Source organism: Yersinia alsatica (assembly GCF_025133195.1).
Classification (GTDB): Bacteria; Pseudomonadota; Gammaproteobacteria; order Enterobacterales; family Enterobacteriaceae; genus Yersinia; species Yersinia alsatica.
This window is the reverse complement of sequence record NZ_CP104006.1, coordinates 1,574,304-1,591,704: the sequence shown is the minus strand read 5'-3', so window position 1 is coordinate 1,591,704 and position 17,401 is coordinate 1,574,304. Positions and strand designations below refer to the sequence as shown.

The window sequence follows — 17,401 nt, the reverse complement described above, 5'->3', positions numbered from 1 at the left end:
GCCAGTTAACAGCCGACAGGTTTATTTTGAAGGGGAGATTATTATTTAATTTATCCAGTTCAGTTATATAGCCAATGCCCGGCCTTGGCTGATGCAATAAACATCCCCATCGTTAATGGTATTTTGTTTTGATTAATGGCTCTTCGTGAAAATACAGATTTCACCTTCCAAGGGTAATAGCTATTGAGGGAAAATCCGGCAGGCTGAACATTAAAATGTGAGAAAAATTTCTCTGCCATTTCAGCGATATCATCTGCTTCATGCAAATTCTGTAAGGGGGTATCATCGTCAATATCAATTTTTTTCATGAACAAATTGGTCACTAACGGTAGCTCGCTTTTAACAAACTCTCTGACCTTGTCTTCAATTGTCATGTTCACCAGATTTTATCCTCCGGCCGCGCTATGGTGTTATACCTACTGACGGTTTTGAAACTTATCGTAGCAACATCAGTCGCCAGTATAATCCACCCTAAAACGGGAACTGCTCTTCCTGCAAATGCCCCCAGATTATTAACCCAAAACACTCTGACTCCGCTTAATGAAAAGGATTTTTTTGTCAGTGTTGGTAGGATGCGTTTTTTGAATTTGTAGCTGAGATGCTTGCGAAAAAAGAGTGATGCATGTGACGTCCCCTTTGTTGCTGTATTGGGCTTTCCGGGTACGTCGACACTATTATTACCGAGAATGACAAAAGCTATCCCAATGATGTCCTTGATGCCGAGTTGATTTTCAGTTTCATCCACCAAGATCCAAAACAGCAACTCATAAGCTGTCAGATTATTTAATCCATTAAAAAAATAAGTACCGTTAAGTTCTTCAACTGTATCCATAGGTATAATTCTTCCTGGCAATAAACTAGCTGTGCTTGCTACGTCCCTGTCTTTTTAGAGATGGGCATTTTCTCAGTTAGGTAACATTGAGTCCTTAATCACCAAACTCCAGCACAATCCCTTCTTCTTCATCCCAGCCCAAAGTCAGTGACGTGGTAGGTGTTTGCTCCGACATCCGTTGCAGCAGTTGCTGACTCAGCACCGGTAAAATCTGTTGATTAAGTAGACTATCAATGTTGCGCGCACCGGTGTCTGGCAATAAGCAGGCAGCAACCAAGGTGTCATACAGACTGTCACCCAGGGTACATTGCAGGCCATAATGCTTATGTAGGCGTTTTGCCACCTGTGCCAGTTTCATTTTGACGATGGTGCGCAACGCGGTGGCATCCAGCGGGCGGTAGATTAATGTTTGGAAGCGGGCCAGCAGCGCAGGTTGGAAGTGATCACGCAGGATCGGGCGCAGCATTTCTTGCAGATCGCTATCGGTGGATTGCGGCTGTTCATCCAATAACTGCATGATGTGGTCACTGCCCAGATTGGCAGTCATCAAAATCACCGTGTTGCGAAAATCAATTTCACGCCCTTCGCCGTCGCGCATAAAACCACGGTCAAACACCTGATAGAACACATTCAGCACATCGCGATGGGCTTTCTCAACTTCATCCAGCAACACCACACTATAAGGTCGCTTGCGCACCGCCTCGGTCAAAATCCCCCCCTGACCATAGCCGACATAACCCGGTGGCGAGCCCTTAAGTTGGGAAACGGTATGTGCTTCCTGATATTCAGACAGGTTGATGGTAATCAGTGATTTTTCACCACCGAACAGTGTGTCGGCCAGTGCCAGCGCGGTCTCGGTTTTCCCTACACCACTTGGGCCAACCAATAGGAAAACGCCCAGAGGGCCGTTTTCTGGTGTTAGGCCGGTTTTCGCTGCCCGTAACCGCTGAGCCATATCTTTCAGGGCAGCATCCTGCCCAACTACCCGACTGGCTAAATGATTCTCCAGGGAGAGAAGGTTGGTTTGTTCATCCTTCAACAAACTGCCTAAGGGAACCCCAGTCCAATCGGCGATGACCGTTGCAACGGTACGGACATCAACATCCAGTGACAGTAATGGCGCACTGCCCTGCAATTCACTTAATTGCTGCTGTAGTGCATTGATATCGACCTGACGGCTGATGTCCTGACGAGTTTCCAGCAGTTGCTGCGTCAGGTTTTTTTCCTCATGGTACTGATTCTCCAGCCCCCGCAGTTGCTCATCTAAACTTGTTGTTTGCAGTTCAATCTGACCCAGACGCTCAGTGTTGCGGTGGTTACCGAGGGCGATATCTTCCAACAGCGCCTGTTGTTCCATCGCCAATGCGCTAATCTGCGCCTTCAGCCGGGTTAACTCCTCCGGCAAGGTATCAAGGCTCATGCGCACGCGGGCACTGGCGGTATCCAGCAAATCAACCGCTTTATCTGGAAGTTGACGGCCGGTGATGTAACGGCGTGACAGGCTGACCGCCGCTTTCACCGCCTCATCAGTAATGTGGACACCATGGTGTTGGGCATAACGCGACTTCAGGCCACGCAACATCAGGCACGCCATGTCGTCATTCGGCTCGTCGACTTTAACAATCTGGAAGCGACGTTCCAGTGCCGCATCGCGCTCAAAATACTGTTTGTATTCAGACCACGTAGTCGCGGCAATAGTACGTAATTCACCACGAGCCAGTGCTGGCTTTAATAGATTAGCGGCATCAGCGCCCCCTGCCTGATTACCAGCACCAATAATAGTGTGTGCCTCATCAATAAACAGCAACACAGGGTGAGGAGACTGCTGTACCGCCTCGATAACATTTTTCAAACGCTGCTCAAACTCCCCTTTGACTCCAGCGCCCGCTTGTAACAGGCCAAGGTCAAGTGTGCGCAGGCTGACAGTTTTTAGGCTATCCGGCACATTGCCTTCGGCGATACGCAATGCCAGACCTTCAACCAGTGCCGTTTTCCCCACTCCCGGTTCACCCACCAAAATGGGGTTGTTCTTACGCCGACGCGACAAGATATCCACCATCTGGCGGATTTCATTATCGCGACCAAATACCGGGTCAATCTGCCCAGCTTTAGCTTTGGCGGTCACATCCAGAGTGAATTTATCCAACGCTGCTTGCAGGGCGTCATTCAGTTGGGGTTGGCCGCTGGCTGAGGGGATGGTCGCTGCTTCGTCCGTCAAATTGACCGGGCTGTCCGCCAGTGCCGCAGCTTGCTGAACCTCGGGACGTTCATCGGATTGACTGTCCAGCAGCGGTAACAGACGGTGTAACTGGGTGGAACTCAGGCTGAGCAACGGCCAGGCGGCATCGGCGGCTAATAATGACGGCGTGGCAATCAGCGCGGCCAGCAGATGAACGGAACGCACGGTATCGGCGTTTTCCTGCAACGAGGCATCCAGCCAGGCACTTTTGATCAGTTGCTGTAACGCGGCCGACAACTGGGGTTTACCCTGCACTGTGCGCGGCAAGGTATCCAGATGGGCCAGCAATCCCTGCCACAGACTGTCCATGTCCCACTCATAGCGACGGGCAATCACCGTGATATCGCCTTCACCCTGCTCCAGCAATTTCAACAACCAGTGTTCGACGGTGATCTCGGCATGGGCTCGGGTCTGACACAGAGTAGCGGCACCGGCTAGTGCCTGCGCACAATAGGGATTTAACCGACGTAATAAGTGTGCTGAATGCGTTGTCATAAACTCTCTTCCTTGTGTGCGAAACCGTTGCAAAACCTGATAAGTAAGCTAGCGTCGGACACGCTACCGCCCATAGCCGTCAACCGAGGCCCATAAGGTCATCTGATAAAATGTGTATGCGTTTGGCTGAATACCGATGCACAGATACTCAGCTAAAAACACAAAAAAGCAGACGGCGAACCGCCTGCTGATGCGGGTTACCCTAAATAATTCGTGTTGCAGGCAGGCGGCAAGTGAACGAGCCCCTGGGAGCATAGATAACTATGTGACCAGGGTGAGCGAACGTCGCCAACGCACCTGCGGCGCGAAGAATGACGGGTAACTATGCGGTAGTACGTTCGTTCCATGAATCGGAATGAATGATGTTGCCGTCTTTGTAAGTCCAGGTGATTTTTTCGTAACGCAGTTCAATCGCTTCCAGATGGTTGTGTTTCTCTTTAGCTGGATCTTTGATGTCATGCATCTTCGGCGCGACTTTCACCAGTTTTACGTTCTCAAGCTTGGTGTTGAAATACTCCACTTCCTGACCTGCATCGTTAATGCGATACCATTTAAATTCCGCAGATTTCAGGGTCTGACCAGTGGTCACCGCCTTGTACAAATACGGGCTGGAAGAGTCGATTTCTTTGGTAAACAGGAATGGAGTATGAATACGGGTCCCTGTCAGCTTGCCGGTGTTGTTGTCAGTCGGGATATACAGGTTGTGTTCCTGCGCCACGATCTCGATGCTGCCTTCACGATCTTTAACGTCGACGGAACCTTTAATGTCCGCACCGCCGTCATCTTTCAGCCACAGATAAACTGGAATTGCCATGGTTTACTTCTCCATTTCTTGAGTTGATACGTCACTTTCATCCTGTGACGCTGTTTTTACGCCTGGCAGGCGACAGGCATCAGCCTGCGGTACCAGACTGATTTCGACACGGCGATTGAGCGCACGGCCCGCTTCCGTATCGTTAGATTTCAGCGGCCGACTCTCGCCATAGCCTTGTACGGCAAAGCAGCTTTCCGGAATGTCCCCGGTATCACGCATCCAGTCTCGTACCGATCCCGCCCGCTTAAGTGACAAAATCTGGTTGGACTGACTATCCCCCGTGATATCGGTATGACCCGCGACCACGATCAGCCAGCCAGGTTTCGCCTTAATCCCGACCAGCGCATTGATAAGCACTTTGGTGGAGCCCGCTTTGAGTATTGACTGACCCACGTCAAACAGTGACAGGCTATCCAGACGCAGGGTTTTGGGTCCCTGAACAATTCGATTAATTACGGGAGGGGGCGGTGGAGGAGACGTCCAGCTATTGATAGCAATTTCAAGTGGAGCCCTAAGCCGCAGGCCCTGATACAGCCCCAGAGACAAACGCATGGGTGCACCGCGGCGTAACCAGTCATCCAATAGGTGTGCATCCGCACGCAGTTGCTGCTGAGCCAGAGTCTTCGGAGCTGGAGGCGTGCCAGTGAGCCGGTTATACAGCGACAGATGATCGCCCACACTCTGAACCAGACGCTGGTTATTAACAAAAGAGGCCAACAGGGCAAACAATAAAAATACACCGCACAGCACACCGGCCATCTGCCAGCATTGCATCAGGCGGGAGACACCACGACGGCGAGGCAAATAAGGCAGTAACACTTCTGGCAACGGCAGGTCATTTTGCTCAGTGGCGGCTACAGGTGTCAGCGTGGTGACGCCACGAATGTATGTCTGCCACAGATTGTTTTGACGCCCCGTAATCGGGGTAAAACAGCAACCCCATGCACACGGGATCAGTGGAGGGACATCCCCTTGCCGCTGTGTCAGGATGCTCAGAACATATTCATCAAGCCAGCACAGAAGACTTTCCATCCATAATACAGAGCTCAGCCTTTCCTGCCCGTTGCGGGGATCTTGATGCCGACTCCATTCAACCAACGGCATAATCCCTGCCCCGGCTTCCTGAACCTGAATGCCTTTCTGCCCCGGCGTGACCATATACCAACGATCTGTTTGCGCTGGTGAAACCGTAGGCTGTGAAAGCCAGATGCCCAGCCAGACAGGTGGAACTCCTGCAAGCCATCCTTTGCACTGCACGATAGCCCGTTGCCAAGCACGCAGCGACTGTGAAAAATCATCCCGGTCCTGATGCTGCTCTGGCACAATGGCCAGTAACACAGAGATCTGAGCAATCAGCGCCGGACGTTCCGCCGCCAAATATTGCGCAAATATGGGCAATTGTTCTGGCATCTTCACCGTTAGATACCAACCCTGGTGGGTTTCACGAAAAGAGGCTGAGGGGGAAAACAGGGCATTGTTGTCACCGCAAACCAGCACTACCGCGCCCTGAAAATCTTCAGGTGGCAGCGTTGAATCTGCAATGGAGTCATGAGCCACTTTATAGCGGTTGTGTTTGCGCCACTGAAAATAACCGACACCGCCACAGAGGATGACAACCACGATGCTCAGTGCCACGCGGCTACCTGTCCCCAACGGCCAAAAACCCAGGATAAGCCACAGTGCCAGGCATGCACTCAGCAGTAGCAAGAGTAACGGCGTTAATCCACGCATCCGCTAATGCATCCCTGTCAGCTGAGACACCATCTGCGTAAGCCGGGTCGACAACATGAACCACAAAGCAACCAGGATTGCGACACCCGCGACCCACGAGAACCAATAGGTTTTGCGTCCGGAGCGCAGACGCAGTGAGCGCGAGACCAGCGGTGTCTCCTGTGAAGAAGCGAATGGTGGCACCAGCAAACTCAGCTTACGCACCACATCTTCTCTCCGCTCATCTCCCTGTTCACGATAGCGACCGGAGAATCCTAAGGTCAACGCACGATAAAAGCAGGTCAGCACTGCGGTATCCGGTGCCGGCTCCTGTAACACCGTACGGATCCGCTCCCACAATTCCTCACCTGCATTCAGGGTATTAAAGTAGCGGGCTTGAAGCGGGTTTTTCAGCCATTTGGTATAGCCACTGTCCTGTTTCTGGCGGTTCAGCACACTTTCATCCAGTAACGCACACTGGGTATACAACATATGGTCACTGCTGATTTCACTGAAACCGGCACGCGACAACGCCTCACGCGCGCCGTCAATCCACTCACAGGCACGGCGGTACAAAGCCTCACCGTCTTCAATTTCCTGACCGTTGCGCAATTGGCTAACCATCAGCCAGCAGGGATAGAAAACCGCATCAACGACAGATGTATTTATTTTGCTCATGAGCGCAGCACCGCAAACAGTTCAAGTTTGATATCACCCAGCGAACCTGGAGTGTAGAAAGCACAGTTACCCGCATCCAACATGGCTTGCGCTGCTGGCCCGTTGAGTTCAAGGGCAAAGTACTGATTCTCCAGACGCAGCGGGATAGCAGCCGGAACATGGGACAGTGGTTTCATCGCCACACCGTTGAGCGCCACATTAACCACATCGGACACATCTTCAACGCTGCCGGCTTTACACAACAGTGGGAACTGGGTCTGCAACAGATGATTGGGGATCGAAGAGCGAACAGACAGATAGAAATCAGCCCCTTCACGCAGGCGAGCATCGTGTAGAGAACCGGTCCAGAATTGGCCCTCATGAGCGAGTTCAATCACCACCATACGGGATGGCAGACTGGCTTCGAGCAGCGCATCAAGCAAGGTGAACAGCGGCGGGAAAACCTGCTCCGGTGCGTCATGCTGATACAGCGGAATGTCTTCGGCTTTATGCTCCAGAGAAAACGTCAACAGGCTACCGGCGAGGCGAACCAGTTCTCGATAGAACAGTTCGGGATGGCGCGAAGGCGTCTGATACAGTTCTGTTAATACCGGCTCAGCACTGTTTAACGCATTCAACAACCAAAACAGCGACACATCGGCCACCGAGAAATCAGCCATCCGCTCGTTGCTTTCACGCCGCATGGCCATCAGACGACGCCGACGAGCCTGCAGTCGATGGATGAGATCCCCCAACGCCATCAACACAACCGGACTGGCCGCCAGTGACAGCATCGGTGGGATAAAATTCTCATCTGGCATCCACTGCCCCTGGGCACTGCGTATTAACCGCACCACCGGACAGGTCAGATAGGCACTATTTTCCTGGTGAGCAAAACGCAGCGTGACCGCATGGCGCATTATTGCCAGTTCGGTACGCTCATGACCAGCAAGCTCCTGTACGGTAACCCACTCCTGCTGCCAGCGGCGAGGACGCGCGCTGTCCTGCCCATCATCCAGATTGCCGCCGTTAGCCGAAAGCAGCGGCAATGCCAGCACCACGTCCACGGCATCACGGTCTGAAACTACAGACAAATCGCAGCTAGGGGGCAGGTTATCCGCCCGTTCAGAATCAATTAGCGTGCCATCAGGAAAACGAACCACCAGTTTAAGCACGTTCAGGCGAGAAAGCGCCAACGACCCCCGGTCGAAGGTTGCCTCAATAACTCCCCAAGGAGATGCCAGTGCCATATGGGCCACGCTATCTGCCACATAAGCATCCCAGCGGGCCTGTTGCTGGAATTGTTGCGGGGCCAAAAAGGCCCCATCGCTCCATAACGGACGATAAATTTTCATCCCAACGACCGCCTTAAGCTTTAGCCTTCGGCATCTGCGAGACTAACGACAGATTGACGTCCATACCTTCCACCTGGAAGTGTGGTACGGCATACAGCTTGACGCGGAAGAAACCTGGGTTGTCTTCAATATCTTCTACTGTAACTTTTGCATCACGCAGAGGATGAGAAGCCTGCAAATCATCGCCCGGATCAGTCATCTCAGTGACCAGACTGCGTACCCAATTATTCAGCTCCAACTCCAACAAACGGCGATCTTTGGTGGTGCCGATATTTTCGCGTTGGATCAACTTCAGGTAATGAGCAATACGTGACAGCAGGAAGATGTACGGCAGACGGGCATTGATGCGGCTGTTGGCTGTCGCATCCGCCGTTTCATACAATGCTGGCTTCTGGGTAGAGTTAGCCGAGAAGAAGCAAGAGTAATCACGGTTTTTGTAGTAAGACAGTGGGATAAAGCCCAGATTGGCAAACTCAAACTCGCGCGTTTCCGGGATCATCACTTCTGACGGGATTTTCACCTGATTACCGGTGCCCAAATCGTACAGGTGAATCGGCAAGTCAGTTACAGCACCACCCGCTTGTGGACCACGAATCTGTACGCACCAACCATTTTTGATGAAGCTTTTCACCATGTTGGCCGCAAACGCAAAAGACGCATTCGCCCACAGATATTTTTCATGATCCGGGCCTTTCACTTCTTCGACGTAATTAAAGCTACGTACTGGCACAGTATCAGGGCCATAAGGCAGACGACCTAATACACGCGGCATAGTCAAGCCGATATAGCGTGCATCGTCAGAGTCGCGGAACGATTTCCATTTGATGTATTCCGCGCGATCAAAGTAGTTGCCGATATCTTTGATGGCAGCCACTTCTTCCATGGAGTCTTTGAGGAAGAATTTAGGGCCAACAGAGGCGATAAATGGCATATGTGCCGCAGCAGAAACTTTAGAAATGTTGCGTAATAGCGCGACATCTTGCGGACCGGCATCAAACTCATAGTTAGAAATAACCGAACCGATAGGCTCGCCACCTGGTGTGTCATATTCCTGAATATAGGTATGGCGATATAAGCCACTCTGGACAATTTCTGGGCAATCTTCGAAGTCCTGACGTAAGTCTTCTTTCGACACGTCCAGCAGTTCAATTTTGACATTCTGACGAAAATCAGTGCGGTCAACCAGGAACTTAAGGCCACGCCAGCCAGACTCTACACGCTGGAAATCAGGGTGATGCATTACCGCATCTAGCTGGCGACTGATTTGGTCGTCCAGTGCTGCAATGTGGCCATCCAGTAAGGTTTTATCCAGTTTTTCTACTTTTCGAGACGACTGTTTCAACAAGTCTAAAAAGACGCTGACCGCAGCGGTAACACGCTCGTCGGTTGTGGCTTCTGCCAGTGCATCGTTGTTTTGAAAAGCATCAAGACGGGTCAGTGATGACACTGGGCTAAGATTGATTTTTTCAAACAGCGAGGCATAAACCCCCTGGGCGACGGGGCGGTTCTTCTCTAATACGGTCGTCGCACTACCCTGCGCAGCATTTTCCTGTACAGACATCAGCATGTTCCTTTTCTTCTTTCCGTTTACAAGCGGCTAATTCAGTGATTAACAGTCTTTCGGGGCCAATGCCGCCAGTTCAGCACGCAGCTCATCGCTCAGTGCCTCGTCTTTGAGGATATTTTCCAGCTCACGGCGGAAGGTGGCGTTGTCCAGCAGATTGGATTTGAGGTCACGCAGCAGGTTACGCATCGCCAGCAAAGCCCTTAATTGCGGGATTTGACGCGCCACGCTTTCCGGTTCGAAATCTTTCATGTCTCGGAAGGTCAGGGAGACCGCTGTATCCGTGCTATCCCCGGCAAGAGTGTCAGGTACAGTCAGCTTCAGGCTCGGTTGGAACTCAGCCAGAACACTGTTGAAATTGTTTTTATTAATATCAAGCTTGTCACGCTCAGACAGCGGGCGCTGTTCCTGACCATTGCTATAATCTCCCACTACTAATAATTTCAGAGGAAGCTCAACTTTCTTCTGAGCTCCGCCAGTGTGGAGATCTAATTTAATATTAACGCGCGCTTTGGGTATTTCATTCTGGAAACTTGAAGAGGACATCAACGTTCCTTATTGAGTGAAGGAAACTTAGGAAATCCATTCCTGAGAAGATGTGTAAAAATAATCTACGCTGCCAGGTTCAATATCCACAACTCACCGACAATTCGGGTGAATGAAATAAGAAAATAATTGTTCGTAGATAACCTTACCCATTCACCGGATGGCATAAAACAGTCTCTGACAGGTATTTTTCGCACACATTAGCACATCAATTAAATACCCAGCGGCGGCAGTTTAGAAACATTAGACACTTAACACCAATTAGTTAAATGTAACAATTTGTAACAGCAACAAGACTGCCACAAACGGATCATCATATTGATATATAAGAATTTTCTCGGCACGGCACAATAACACCCTGTTATTTAAGGGAGACGGAAAACATCATCAAGGCTAAAGTAAGATTACATGTAATTAATTGTAGGACTACTCCTACAATATTTTTTCAAAAAATGTGATTTAAGACGGGAATTTTTATCGATGAGAAAACGAGGGAAATGCCATACCCATTATCATAATGAATAAGTTAATTTATAATAATATGAATGTAGCTTACGAATAGGTCTGACCATTGATGTTCGCAAGTTATAAAACATTACCAGACAGTATATTTCTCAATATAAACTTCAGAATAAATAACGTTTAAATCCATTGGTGACACTTTGTTTCGGACGAATTAATCATGATTTCCAGTTTAAAAAACCAATAATTAGATCTTACCAGCCAGATAATCCTGCCGTAAAACTTCAATTCATCGTTTCAATTCCAATTAAATTGAAACGACGAATATTTAGCATGTGAATATATTCTTTCAGTTTACTGCGGCATTGGTCATTCTACCCATCACGAAAGCCAAATTGGCGGCAGCAACTAATGAAGCGGCGTGGGCATCGGTACTCATTTGCTGAGCATTTAATAGGCCATTTGCAGCTTCGTTTGCGACCGTGATAGTACCGACACCATTGCGGTAAGACTCCAGTGCGGCGTCATAGGCGATAAATGAGGTTTTCACCAGATTTAGCGCGGCCTGATTGGATTCAAGTGCAGACCGCAAAGTATCCGCTGCGACCACAATTTCACGTACGGCCAATTCTTGCGTTTTCTTAAATCCTTCAGCCGCCACCGCAGCACGCGACTCGGCTTCTTTGACCCTTGCGGCGCGTATCCCACCATCGTAAATAGGCACACTGACACCGACTAAAATGCTGGATGATGAAGTTTGCTGGCTGATTCCCGGTAAACCCTGAATATCAAAGCGCCCATCTCCCCCAGCCACCGCGCCAGCAAGATAAACCTTCGGCAAGAAGTCCGCCTCCACCGCTTTGACGCCTGCGGTCGCCGCTTCAACTGCCGCGTAGCTAGCTAACACATCTGGTCGCTGGGAAAGGGCCAGACGAATCATCCTTTCTGTTGGTGGGCTAGCGACATCCGGTAAAGCGCGATCCTCCGCATAACCGACTTTAATCGCCAATGAAGGCGAAACCCCCATGGCACCAAGCAATGCCTGATAGGCATCACGTTCAGTCCCCTTGGCCACCACTCGGCGTAATTCAGATTGCGCAACTTGCTGTTGGGCCAAAGCCACTTCTACTGACGTGGCGATACCATTTTTCCTACGCTCCTGCGCAGCATCCTGAATTTTCAGACTATTTTTCAGTGTTTGCTCAGCGATTTGAGTCTGGGTTTGCGCGGCACCATATTGGAAATAGGTGCGGGTAACATCGTAAATAAGCTTCTGGTGCATACCATTAAAGCTCACATTAGCCGCATAGGAAGTCTGTTTGGCCGCTTCAAGTAATGCGCTGCGCTGCCCGAAATCAAAGATAAGCCACTGTAATGCCAATGCAGGAACAACAGCACTTCCAGAGGTTTTAAAATCCTTCTCACCGCCGATAGCATAAGGCAAGGGGGTGCTGGTGCTTTGGTAGCCGCCAATAACACTGGCTGAAATGATCGGTAGGAATACCGCCTCGCCCATACCCACGGCAAGTGCGGCCTGTCGCGCCTGCTGCCAGGCAATACGAGTATCAGGGTTCTGATTCTGGGCAATATCGATAAGCTCTGGCAATGAGTAAAGATGCTCACTTTTTATTGCCGGAGATTGGGGCAACTCTGCCACTAGCGGATTCGCTGGCACTGAAAAGTTACCGGCACCAACCGAGGCTCCGGCATTCCCATCAGGTGTCCAAGGGGTGGAATAGGAGCTGGGGGCGAGGTCTAAGCGGTCGGTAGCACAACCGGCAATTAGCATACTCAGACTCATTACTGCGCAAGTCAGACTTATTTTGGCGATCCGGGCCGTTAGTACCGCGTGCGTCATCATGTCATCAAGTTCCCAGAAGTTCCTCAAGCCGCTTTATGCGCTGTTGAATCGTCATCTCAATCGGCGATAATGGGTGCCGTAAAGAGTCACTATGCTGCTCTTGCTCATCAGAAAATACGCTAACATCGTCACCTGCCGAGAGGCGGCGCAGTTGCTCAGCATCTGACGGCGATTTTTGGCTGGATAAATACAGGGCCGGGCCTAATCTGCCGATTTCCGCCAATATTGCCTGTAGTCGTGCGCACTCTTCGCCTGAGGGGCGCAATTGTTTTGGCTCAAAGGGAACCAGCGCCAACTCTTCTCGTGCAGCGGTAACTTCGGCTTCAACAAGGGTTGCTTCTCTCAATGCCGCAGGGCGAGCATGAGATGGCAACGCGGCCAAGTTTGTCAGCCCGGTCAATGCTTTGCTAATTCGTATCTGCACAGCATCGGCAATCGCTACTGGCCACCAACGGGTGAAAATTAAATACACCACCACATTACCCAGCAATATGCCGAGCACCCTATCGAGTGCCACGCCCATATCGGTGCTCGGCCCAAAGCCTTGCAATACTGTCAGGAGGAAAGCCAGCCCTATTTGCACACCGGCATAAGCAATACGTTCGTTGCCACACGACACCCAAGCGGCCAATATCACACCACCAAACACCAGCGCCATCAATTGCCCAATCTCATTCATGTATGGAATGATGAAAATGATCGCGAGCACCCCCATTAAGGCTCCAATCAGGCAACCAATGATGCGCAACACCAGTTTGTGTACCGTCTCACCCGTGGTACCCAGTGCCGCAACATAGCAGGTGATCATGGCGGTATGAATGTCCTGCCAATCCAACGCGGTGTAAATCAGGTAGCAAATCAGGGCTGCGGCAGTGGTCTTCAGAGCAAAACGTTGATGAACTGGATTAGTGAGCGCATCAGCGGCAAAAAATGAGTCTTTGGGCGCATCAGGATCTGGCCCATTATCTGCATTAGCCAGTGCTAGCAGCGCATTGCTGATTTCAGTAATTTCATCCCCCGCCGACTCAATAGCAAACGGTGGGGCGACGGTAAGATGACCCGCAGCAATTGCCTCGCCAGCACGGGTGCAATATGCCGCCAGCTCAAGGCGCACATTTTCAGGGGTGGTGGCCGGTAAAACCGAGGTTGCCAGCAACAGCCGAAAACTGCTTTTTACCGCACTTTCGAGCCAGTGTGCTTCAACCGAGGGGCGCAGATGAAAAATACGCACGAACAGCGCCCGCTGCTGATGCTCATTTTGCCCTTCCTCTAGCAAGTCGGTCACTTTAGCCATATTAGCGGCATCGGGCTGCCGTAGTGCCTCGCCCACCGCCAATAAACGCTCTGACAAACTGGCTCGTAATAACCGCTGCGGGGCGCGGCCAAGAAAGAGGTTAAAGCCAATAATCAACAACATAGGAGCGACAGCCATTAGCCAGGCATAGAGTAGCCCCCGCGTCGCGACTTCACCGAGGGGAATATCACTGAGCAAGGTCATCACAAAAGCGATGACCAGCGCAATAATACTGCCTGCCGGGCCCAATTTGCTCGCCGACCCCAAATAGAGAAACAGAAACGAACTGACGATCAGCGCTGCCATGCGCAGTGGCGCGGCTTCCAAAGTGAAGTGGATAAGTAGAAATACCAGCCCGACAACTAGCGAGACCAATACCGTGATAGCAATCGCCATCACCATGCTCTCTACGCCATCCGGTTTCATGACGAAGATAATGAGATAGCAGCTAATCGCGGATTCCGGGATGCCATAAACCATGGCGACCATTGCCATCAAGGCGCACAGCACCGCAACCCGCCATGCCATGGCAAATCGCCCAGGGAAGAAGGCCAGATCAGCTTTTGCCTGGCGGAGCATGCCGCCAAGCGTACCGTCAGCAACCATCGTCATTTCGCACGACAACCACAGCCGTCGCTCCAATGCGCATTAGTTCTTCCGGTGGGTTATCCAGACTAATACGTACCGGGAAACGCTGTACAACGCGGACCCAATTCAATGACTTCGGCACATAAGGCAGCCCACGTGGAATATTGAGCAAATCCTCCGAGCTCACTCCCCAGCCAATCCCCTCGACCCGTCCCTGAATCGCGTGCTGACGGTCCGCCATAACATACACAGTGGCACAGTCACCCACTTTAATGTTCTTCAATTCTGTTTCACGGAAAAATGCCGACGCGTGCCAATGCTCGGTATTGATGAGGGTGAAAATAGCCTGATCCGGGGCGACAAACTCCCCAGCCGAGACAGTGAGCCCCACCACCCGGCCATCATGCGGAGCGCGTATTTGCGTGTTCGCCAGTTCCCGCTCGGCAATGGCTAATGCCGCGCGACGAGCAACCACCAGCGCTTCGGAAGCTGCCGTTGTGCTCACCAAAGCCTCAGCCGCAAAGGACTGTTTCAGTGCCTGGTTTAAACTGACCTCGGCATCATGTTTCGCCGTCGCGGCATCGTCTACCTGTTGCGCCGTCACATAACCTTTAGGCAACAAAGGTTGTAGCCGTGCCAGTGTTTGAGTCGCCAGCTTAAGATTGGCCCGCGCCCGTACAATTTGTTGGTCAGTGATGGCGGCATTCGACTGCTCGGCTACCACTGTTCTTTGCTGGGTATCCCGAGCAGCTTCTGCCATTTTCAGCTCCGCCTGCGCCTGTTCAACCCGCAAACGATAGAGATCCGGCTCGATAGAAAACAGCAGATCGCCACGCTGAACTTTGCTGTTTTCCTCCACATTCAGCGCAATAATGCGACCAGGAACCGAGCTGGAGACATGCACCACGCTAGCGCCCAGTTCCGCATCTTCCGCCAATGGATTCAGTGTGGTTTGCCGCACTGAAAGCCAGCCCGATATCAGTGCCGCGACCACAATCAGCCCGGCGACAATCAGCGCCAATTGCCGCTTACTCCCCTGTCGCTTATTCATCTTCATAATTTATCGCGCAAACAGTAGTAGGGAACAGATAAATGCCACAGCCAGCGCCAGGCAGACATAGACCAACAGCCGCCATGGCAGCACCTCATCAATACCAACACGAATAAATAGGACGCGAGCGGCCACCGCCGCAATAACCCCGATAAATGCGCAAGCCAGCCAAGCAGGGAAATAAGAGCCAAATAATGCAAAAGAGGGCGCCTCTGAGCGCGTACAGCCACTCAGAGCAATCGCCGATAACAGAACCCATGACCCACGCCATAAGCTTAGACTGGTGCAGTTTAACCTATTGAAAAGAATCAACTGTGGCTTCCCAACGTATTTTTGAATATTTGGCCATCTTTCATAATTACCCGGAATGCAGTCTCTGGATGAGCGATAAGTTGGATATCACTCAGAGGATCACCGTCAACCAGAATCAAATCCGCTAACGCTCCATTTTCCACCACTCCCAGCTTACCGGGATAAGGATTTCTTGGGCCAGAAAAGGCACAAAGTTCGGCGTTAACACTGGTCGCCATCTTGAGAACCTCAATGGGTGAATACCAGCGGGTCAGCTTGGCTAATTGCGCCCCCTGCCGGGTGGCTAATCGCGCATCAAACAGCGTATCAGTGCCCCAGGCGGTCTTGATATTGTATTTTTTTGCCAGCATATAAGCATTATCGGTGCCCGAGACCATTTCAAGCTGCTTGGCGCGTGAGGCAGGGCTTGCCATCGGCACCGCATCCTCGTCATCCAGGAAGGGTTGCAAGCTCCACCAGATACCTTTTTCGGCCATCAATTGGACGGTTTCTTCATCCACTAATTGACCATGTTCAATACATTTAACGCCGCCTTTAATGGCCATGGTGACGGCCCGAGCGGTATAGGCGTGAACCGTGACATAGGTGCCCCAGTTTTCGGCGGCGGTGACTGCCGCCTGAATCTCCGGCACTGACCCTTCAGTCACACTGATGGAGTCATACATGGAGGCCACACCACCGCCCGCCATATATTTGAGTTGTGATGCCCCGCGCATCAATTGCTCTCTGGCGCGTAATAGCACCTGATCGGCACCATCGGCAATGGCGGTCATACCCACACGCTCGGCGTAGCTCAGAGGATCTGATGGGGTATGAGGCAGCTCGCCAATCAGACGAAAATCGCCATGCCCACCAGTTTGGGTAATAAATGCCCCAGATGGGAAGATGCGTGGCCCTTTGGCAATTTGCTCGTCAATAGCGCGTTTCAAGCCAAATACTGGTCCCCCCATATCACGTACCGTGGTGAAGCCGCGCATTAAGGTGGCATCTGCTTCGGCAATGGCCAGCGCCTGAATATAGTTAAAATCTGCCGTCATCGCGGTCATCATTGAGGGACGAGCCATAATGGCGTGCCAATGTGCATCAATCAGCCCCGGCATCAATACCCCGCCGCCGCCATCAATCAACTCCACATCCGGTGGCAACTCGGTATCAACCGGCTCTACCGACTTGATCTTGTTGCCTTCAACTAAGACTCGCAATCCATCGCGCAGATGGTCTGAAACACCATCAAAAATACGCACATTAATAAATGCCATTACCTGCACAGCATTGGCAGCGACATCTCTTTTTTGCGGTTTTGTGCCCGGTACTGCCGCTGCAACAGTTGCCGCAGTGATAGGGGCTGATTGGGCCGCTTTCTGGGAAAATACGGTATTAATGCGCACGAACGCCGGGCTATGGCAGAGGCAACCGTCAGAATGGCTGGAGGGGGGCTTGATTAATGGCATATGAGACATAGAGTTCTCCTATATGAACTGTCCCCCCAATCAATAATTAGAGGGCCGCGCTCTCGATCATAGATCAAATTCTCACGTAACAGCTTATTTTTATGCCAAAAGTTGACCAAAATTAGTGATTGGCCTCTTATCCTGACGAGAACTAGCGGGTCGCCGACATG

14 protein-coding genes are annotated in these 17,401 nt (G+C 51.3%); all 14 read right to left on the bottom strand.

The features are described 5' to 3' along the window. Nucleotides 1-59: 59 nt before the first annotated feature. The 14 genes from N0H69_RS06955 to N0H69_RS06890 all read right to left on the bottom strand — a co-directional run bounded on the left by N0H69_RS06955 (nucleotide 60) and on the right by N0H69_RS06890 (nucleotide 17,240). Complete coding sequence (locus N0H69_RS06955; RefSeq protein WP_080994226.1) at nucleotides 60-374, bottom strand: DUF1493 family protein; 315 nt, start codon at nucleotides 372-374, stop codon at nucleotides 60-62. A gap of 2 nt (nucleotides 375-376) precedes the next feature. Next, nucleotides 377-832, bottom strand: a complete 456-nt coding sequence (locus tag N0H69_RS06950; RefSeq protein WP_050108405.1) for an STM2901 family protein — start codon at nucleotides 830-832, stop codon at nucleotides 377-379. 94 nt (nucleotides 833-926) lie between these two features. Further along, on the bottom strand, nucleotides 927-3,566 hold the full coding sequence (gene tssH, locus N0H69_RS06945; protein ID WP_050150893.1) for a type VI secretion system ATPase TssH: 2,640 nt from the start codon (nucleotides 3,564-3,566) through the stop codon (nucleotides 927-929). 322 nt (nucleotides 3,567-3,888) lie between these two features. Then, a complete protein-coding gene (hcp, locus tag N0H69_RS06940) occupies nucleotides 3,889-4,380 on the bottom strand; it encodes a type VI secretion system effector Hcp (RefSeq protein ID WP_004711812.1) in 492 nt (163 codons plus the stop codon). Nucleotides 4,381-4,383: 3 nt separating this feature from the next. After that, on the bottom strand, nucleotides 4,384-6,111 hold the full coding sequence (locus tag N0H69_RS06935; protein ID WP_050150892.1) for an OmpA family protein: 1,728 nt from the start codon (nucleotides 6,109-6,111) through the stop codon (nucleotides 4,384-4,386). Nucleotides 6,112-6,114: 3 nt separating this feature from the next. After that, nucleotides 6,115-6,768, bottom strand: coding sequence for a type VI secretion system protein TssL, short form (gene tssL, locus N0H69_RS06930; RefSeq protein ID WP_072077443.1), 654 nt, complete (start codon nucleotides 6,766-6,768; stop codon nucleotides 6,115-6,117). Further along, entirely contained in the window at nucleotides 6,765-8,102 is a 1,338-nt protein-coding gene (gene tssK, locus N0H69_RS06925) for a type VI secretion system baseplate subunit TssK (RefSeq protein ID WP_050150890.1), read from the bottom strand. The genes tssL and tssK overlap by 4 nt, the downstream gene beginning before the upstream one ends. 13 nt (nucleotides 8,103-8,115) lie before the next feature. Continuing rightward, entirely contained in the window at nucleotides 8,116-9,669 is a 1,554-nt protein-coding gene (tssC, locus tag N0H69_RS06920) for a type VI secretion system contractile sheath large subunit (protein ID WP_050108416.1), read from the bottom strand. Between the two features lie 42 nt (nucleotides 9,670-9,711). After that, nucleotides 9,712-10,212 carry a type VI secretion system contractile sheath small subunit gene (gene tssB / locus N0H69_RS06915; protein WP_050108418.1) on the bottom strand — a complete coding sequence of 167 codons (501 nt, stop codon included), beginning with the start codon at nucleotides 10,210-10,212 and terminating at the stop codon, nucleotides 9,712-9,714. A gap of 811 nt (nucleotides 10,213-11,023) precedes the next feature. Then, entirely contained in the window at nucleotides 11,024-12,535 is a 1,512-nt protein-coding gene (locus tag N0H69_RS06910) for a TolC family protein (protein ID WP_050150888.1), read from the bottom strand. A 4-nt stretch (nucleotides 12,536-12,539) separates the two neighbouring features. After that, complete coding sequence (locus tag N0H69_RS06905; RefSeq protein WP_050150885.1) at nucleotides 12,540-14,441, bottom strand: FUSC family protein; 1,902 nt, start codon at nucleotides 14,439-14,441, stop codon at nucleotides 12,540-12,542. Then, a complete protein-coding gene (mdtN, locus tag N0H69_RS06900) occupies nucleotides 14,425-15,468 on the bottom strand; it encodes a multidrug transporter subunit MdtN (RefSeq protein WP_050108710.1) in 1,044 nt (347 codons plus the stop codon). Before mdtN ends, N0H69_RS06905 begins: the two co-directional genes overlap by 17 nt. Nucleotides 15,469-15,477: 9 nt before the next feature. Then, nucleotides 15,478-15,780: a YtcA family lipoprotein gene (locus N0H69_RS06895; RefSeq protein ID WP_235895249.1), complete on the bottom strand. Its 303-nt coding sequence runs from the start codon at nucleotides 15,778-15,780 to the stop codon at nucleotides 15,478-15,480. Beyond that, complete coding sequence (locus N0H69_RS06890; protein WP_050150882.1) at nucleotides 15,777-17,240, bottom strand: metal-dependent hydrolase family protein; 1,464 nt, start codon at nucleotides 17,238-17,240, stop codon at nucleotides 15,777-15,779. The genes N0H69_RS06895 and N0H69_RS06890 overlap by 4 nt, the downstream gene beginning before the upstream one ends. Between the last annotated feature and the right edge of the window lie 161 nt (nucleotides 17,241-17,401).

Coding starts and splice junctions, on each gene's coding strand:
- N0H69_RS06955 (WP_080994226.1), bottom strand. CDS start 374: ATGACAATTGAAGACAAGGTCAGAGAGTTTGTTAAAAGCGAGCTACCG.
- N0H69_RS06950 (WP_050108405.1), bottom strand. CDS start 832: ATGGATACAGTTGAAGAACTTAACGGTACTTATTTTTTTAATGGATTA.
- tssH (WP_050150893.1), bottom strand. CDS start 3,566: ATGACAACGCATTCAGCACACTTATTACGTCGGTTAAATCCCTATTGT.
- hcp (WP_004711812.1), bottom strand. CDS start 4,380: ATGGCAATTCCAGTTTATCTGTGGCTGAAAGATGACGGCGGTGCGGAC.
- N0H69_RS06935 (WP_050150892.1), bottom strand. CDS start 6,111: ATGCGTGGATTAACGCCGTTACTCTTGCTACTGCTGAGTGCATGCCTG.
- tssL (WP_072077443.1), bottom strand. CDS start 6,768: ATGAGCAAAATAAATACATCTGTCGTTGATGCGGTTTTCTATCCCTGC.
- tssK (WP_050150890.1), bottom strand. CDS start 8,102: ATGAAAATTTATCGTCCGTTATGGAGCGATGGGGCCTTTTTGGCCCCG.
- tssC (WP_050108416.1), bottom strand. CDS start 9,669: ATGCTGATGTCTGTACAGGAAAATGCTGCGCAGGGTAGTGCGACGACC.
- tssB (WP_050108418.1), bottom strand. CDS start 10,212: ATGTCCTCTTCAAGTTTCCAGAATGAAATACCCAAAGCGCGCGTTAAT.
- N0H69_RS06910 (WP_050150888.1), bottom strand. CDS start 12,535: ATGATGACGCACGCGGTACTAACGGCCCGGATCGCCAAAATAAGTCTG.
- N0H69_RS06905 (WP_050150885.1), bottom strand. CDS start 14,441: ATGACGATGGTTGCTGACGGTACGCTTGGCGGCATGCTCCGCCAGGCA.
- mdtN (WP_050108710.1), bottom strand. CDS start 15,468: ATGAATAAGCGACAGGGGAGTAAGCGGCAATTGGCGCTGATTGTCGCC.
- N0H69_RS06890 (WP_050150882.1), bottom strand. CDS start 17,240: ATGTCTCATATGCCATTAATCAAGCCCCCCTCCAGCCATTCTGACGGT.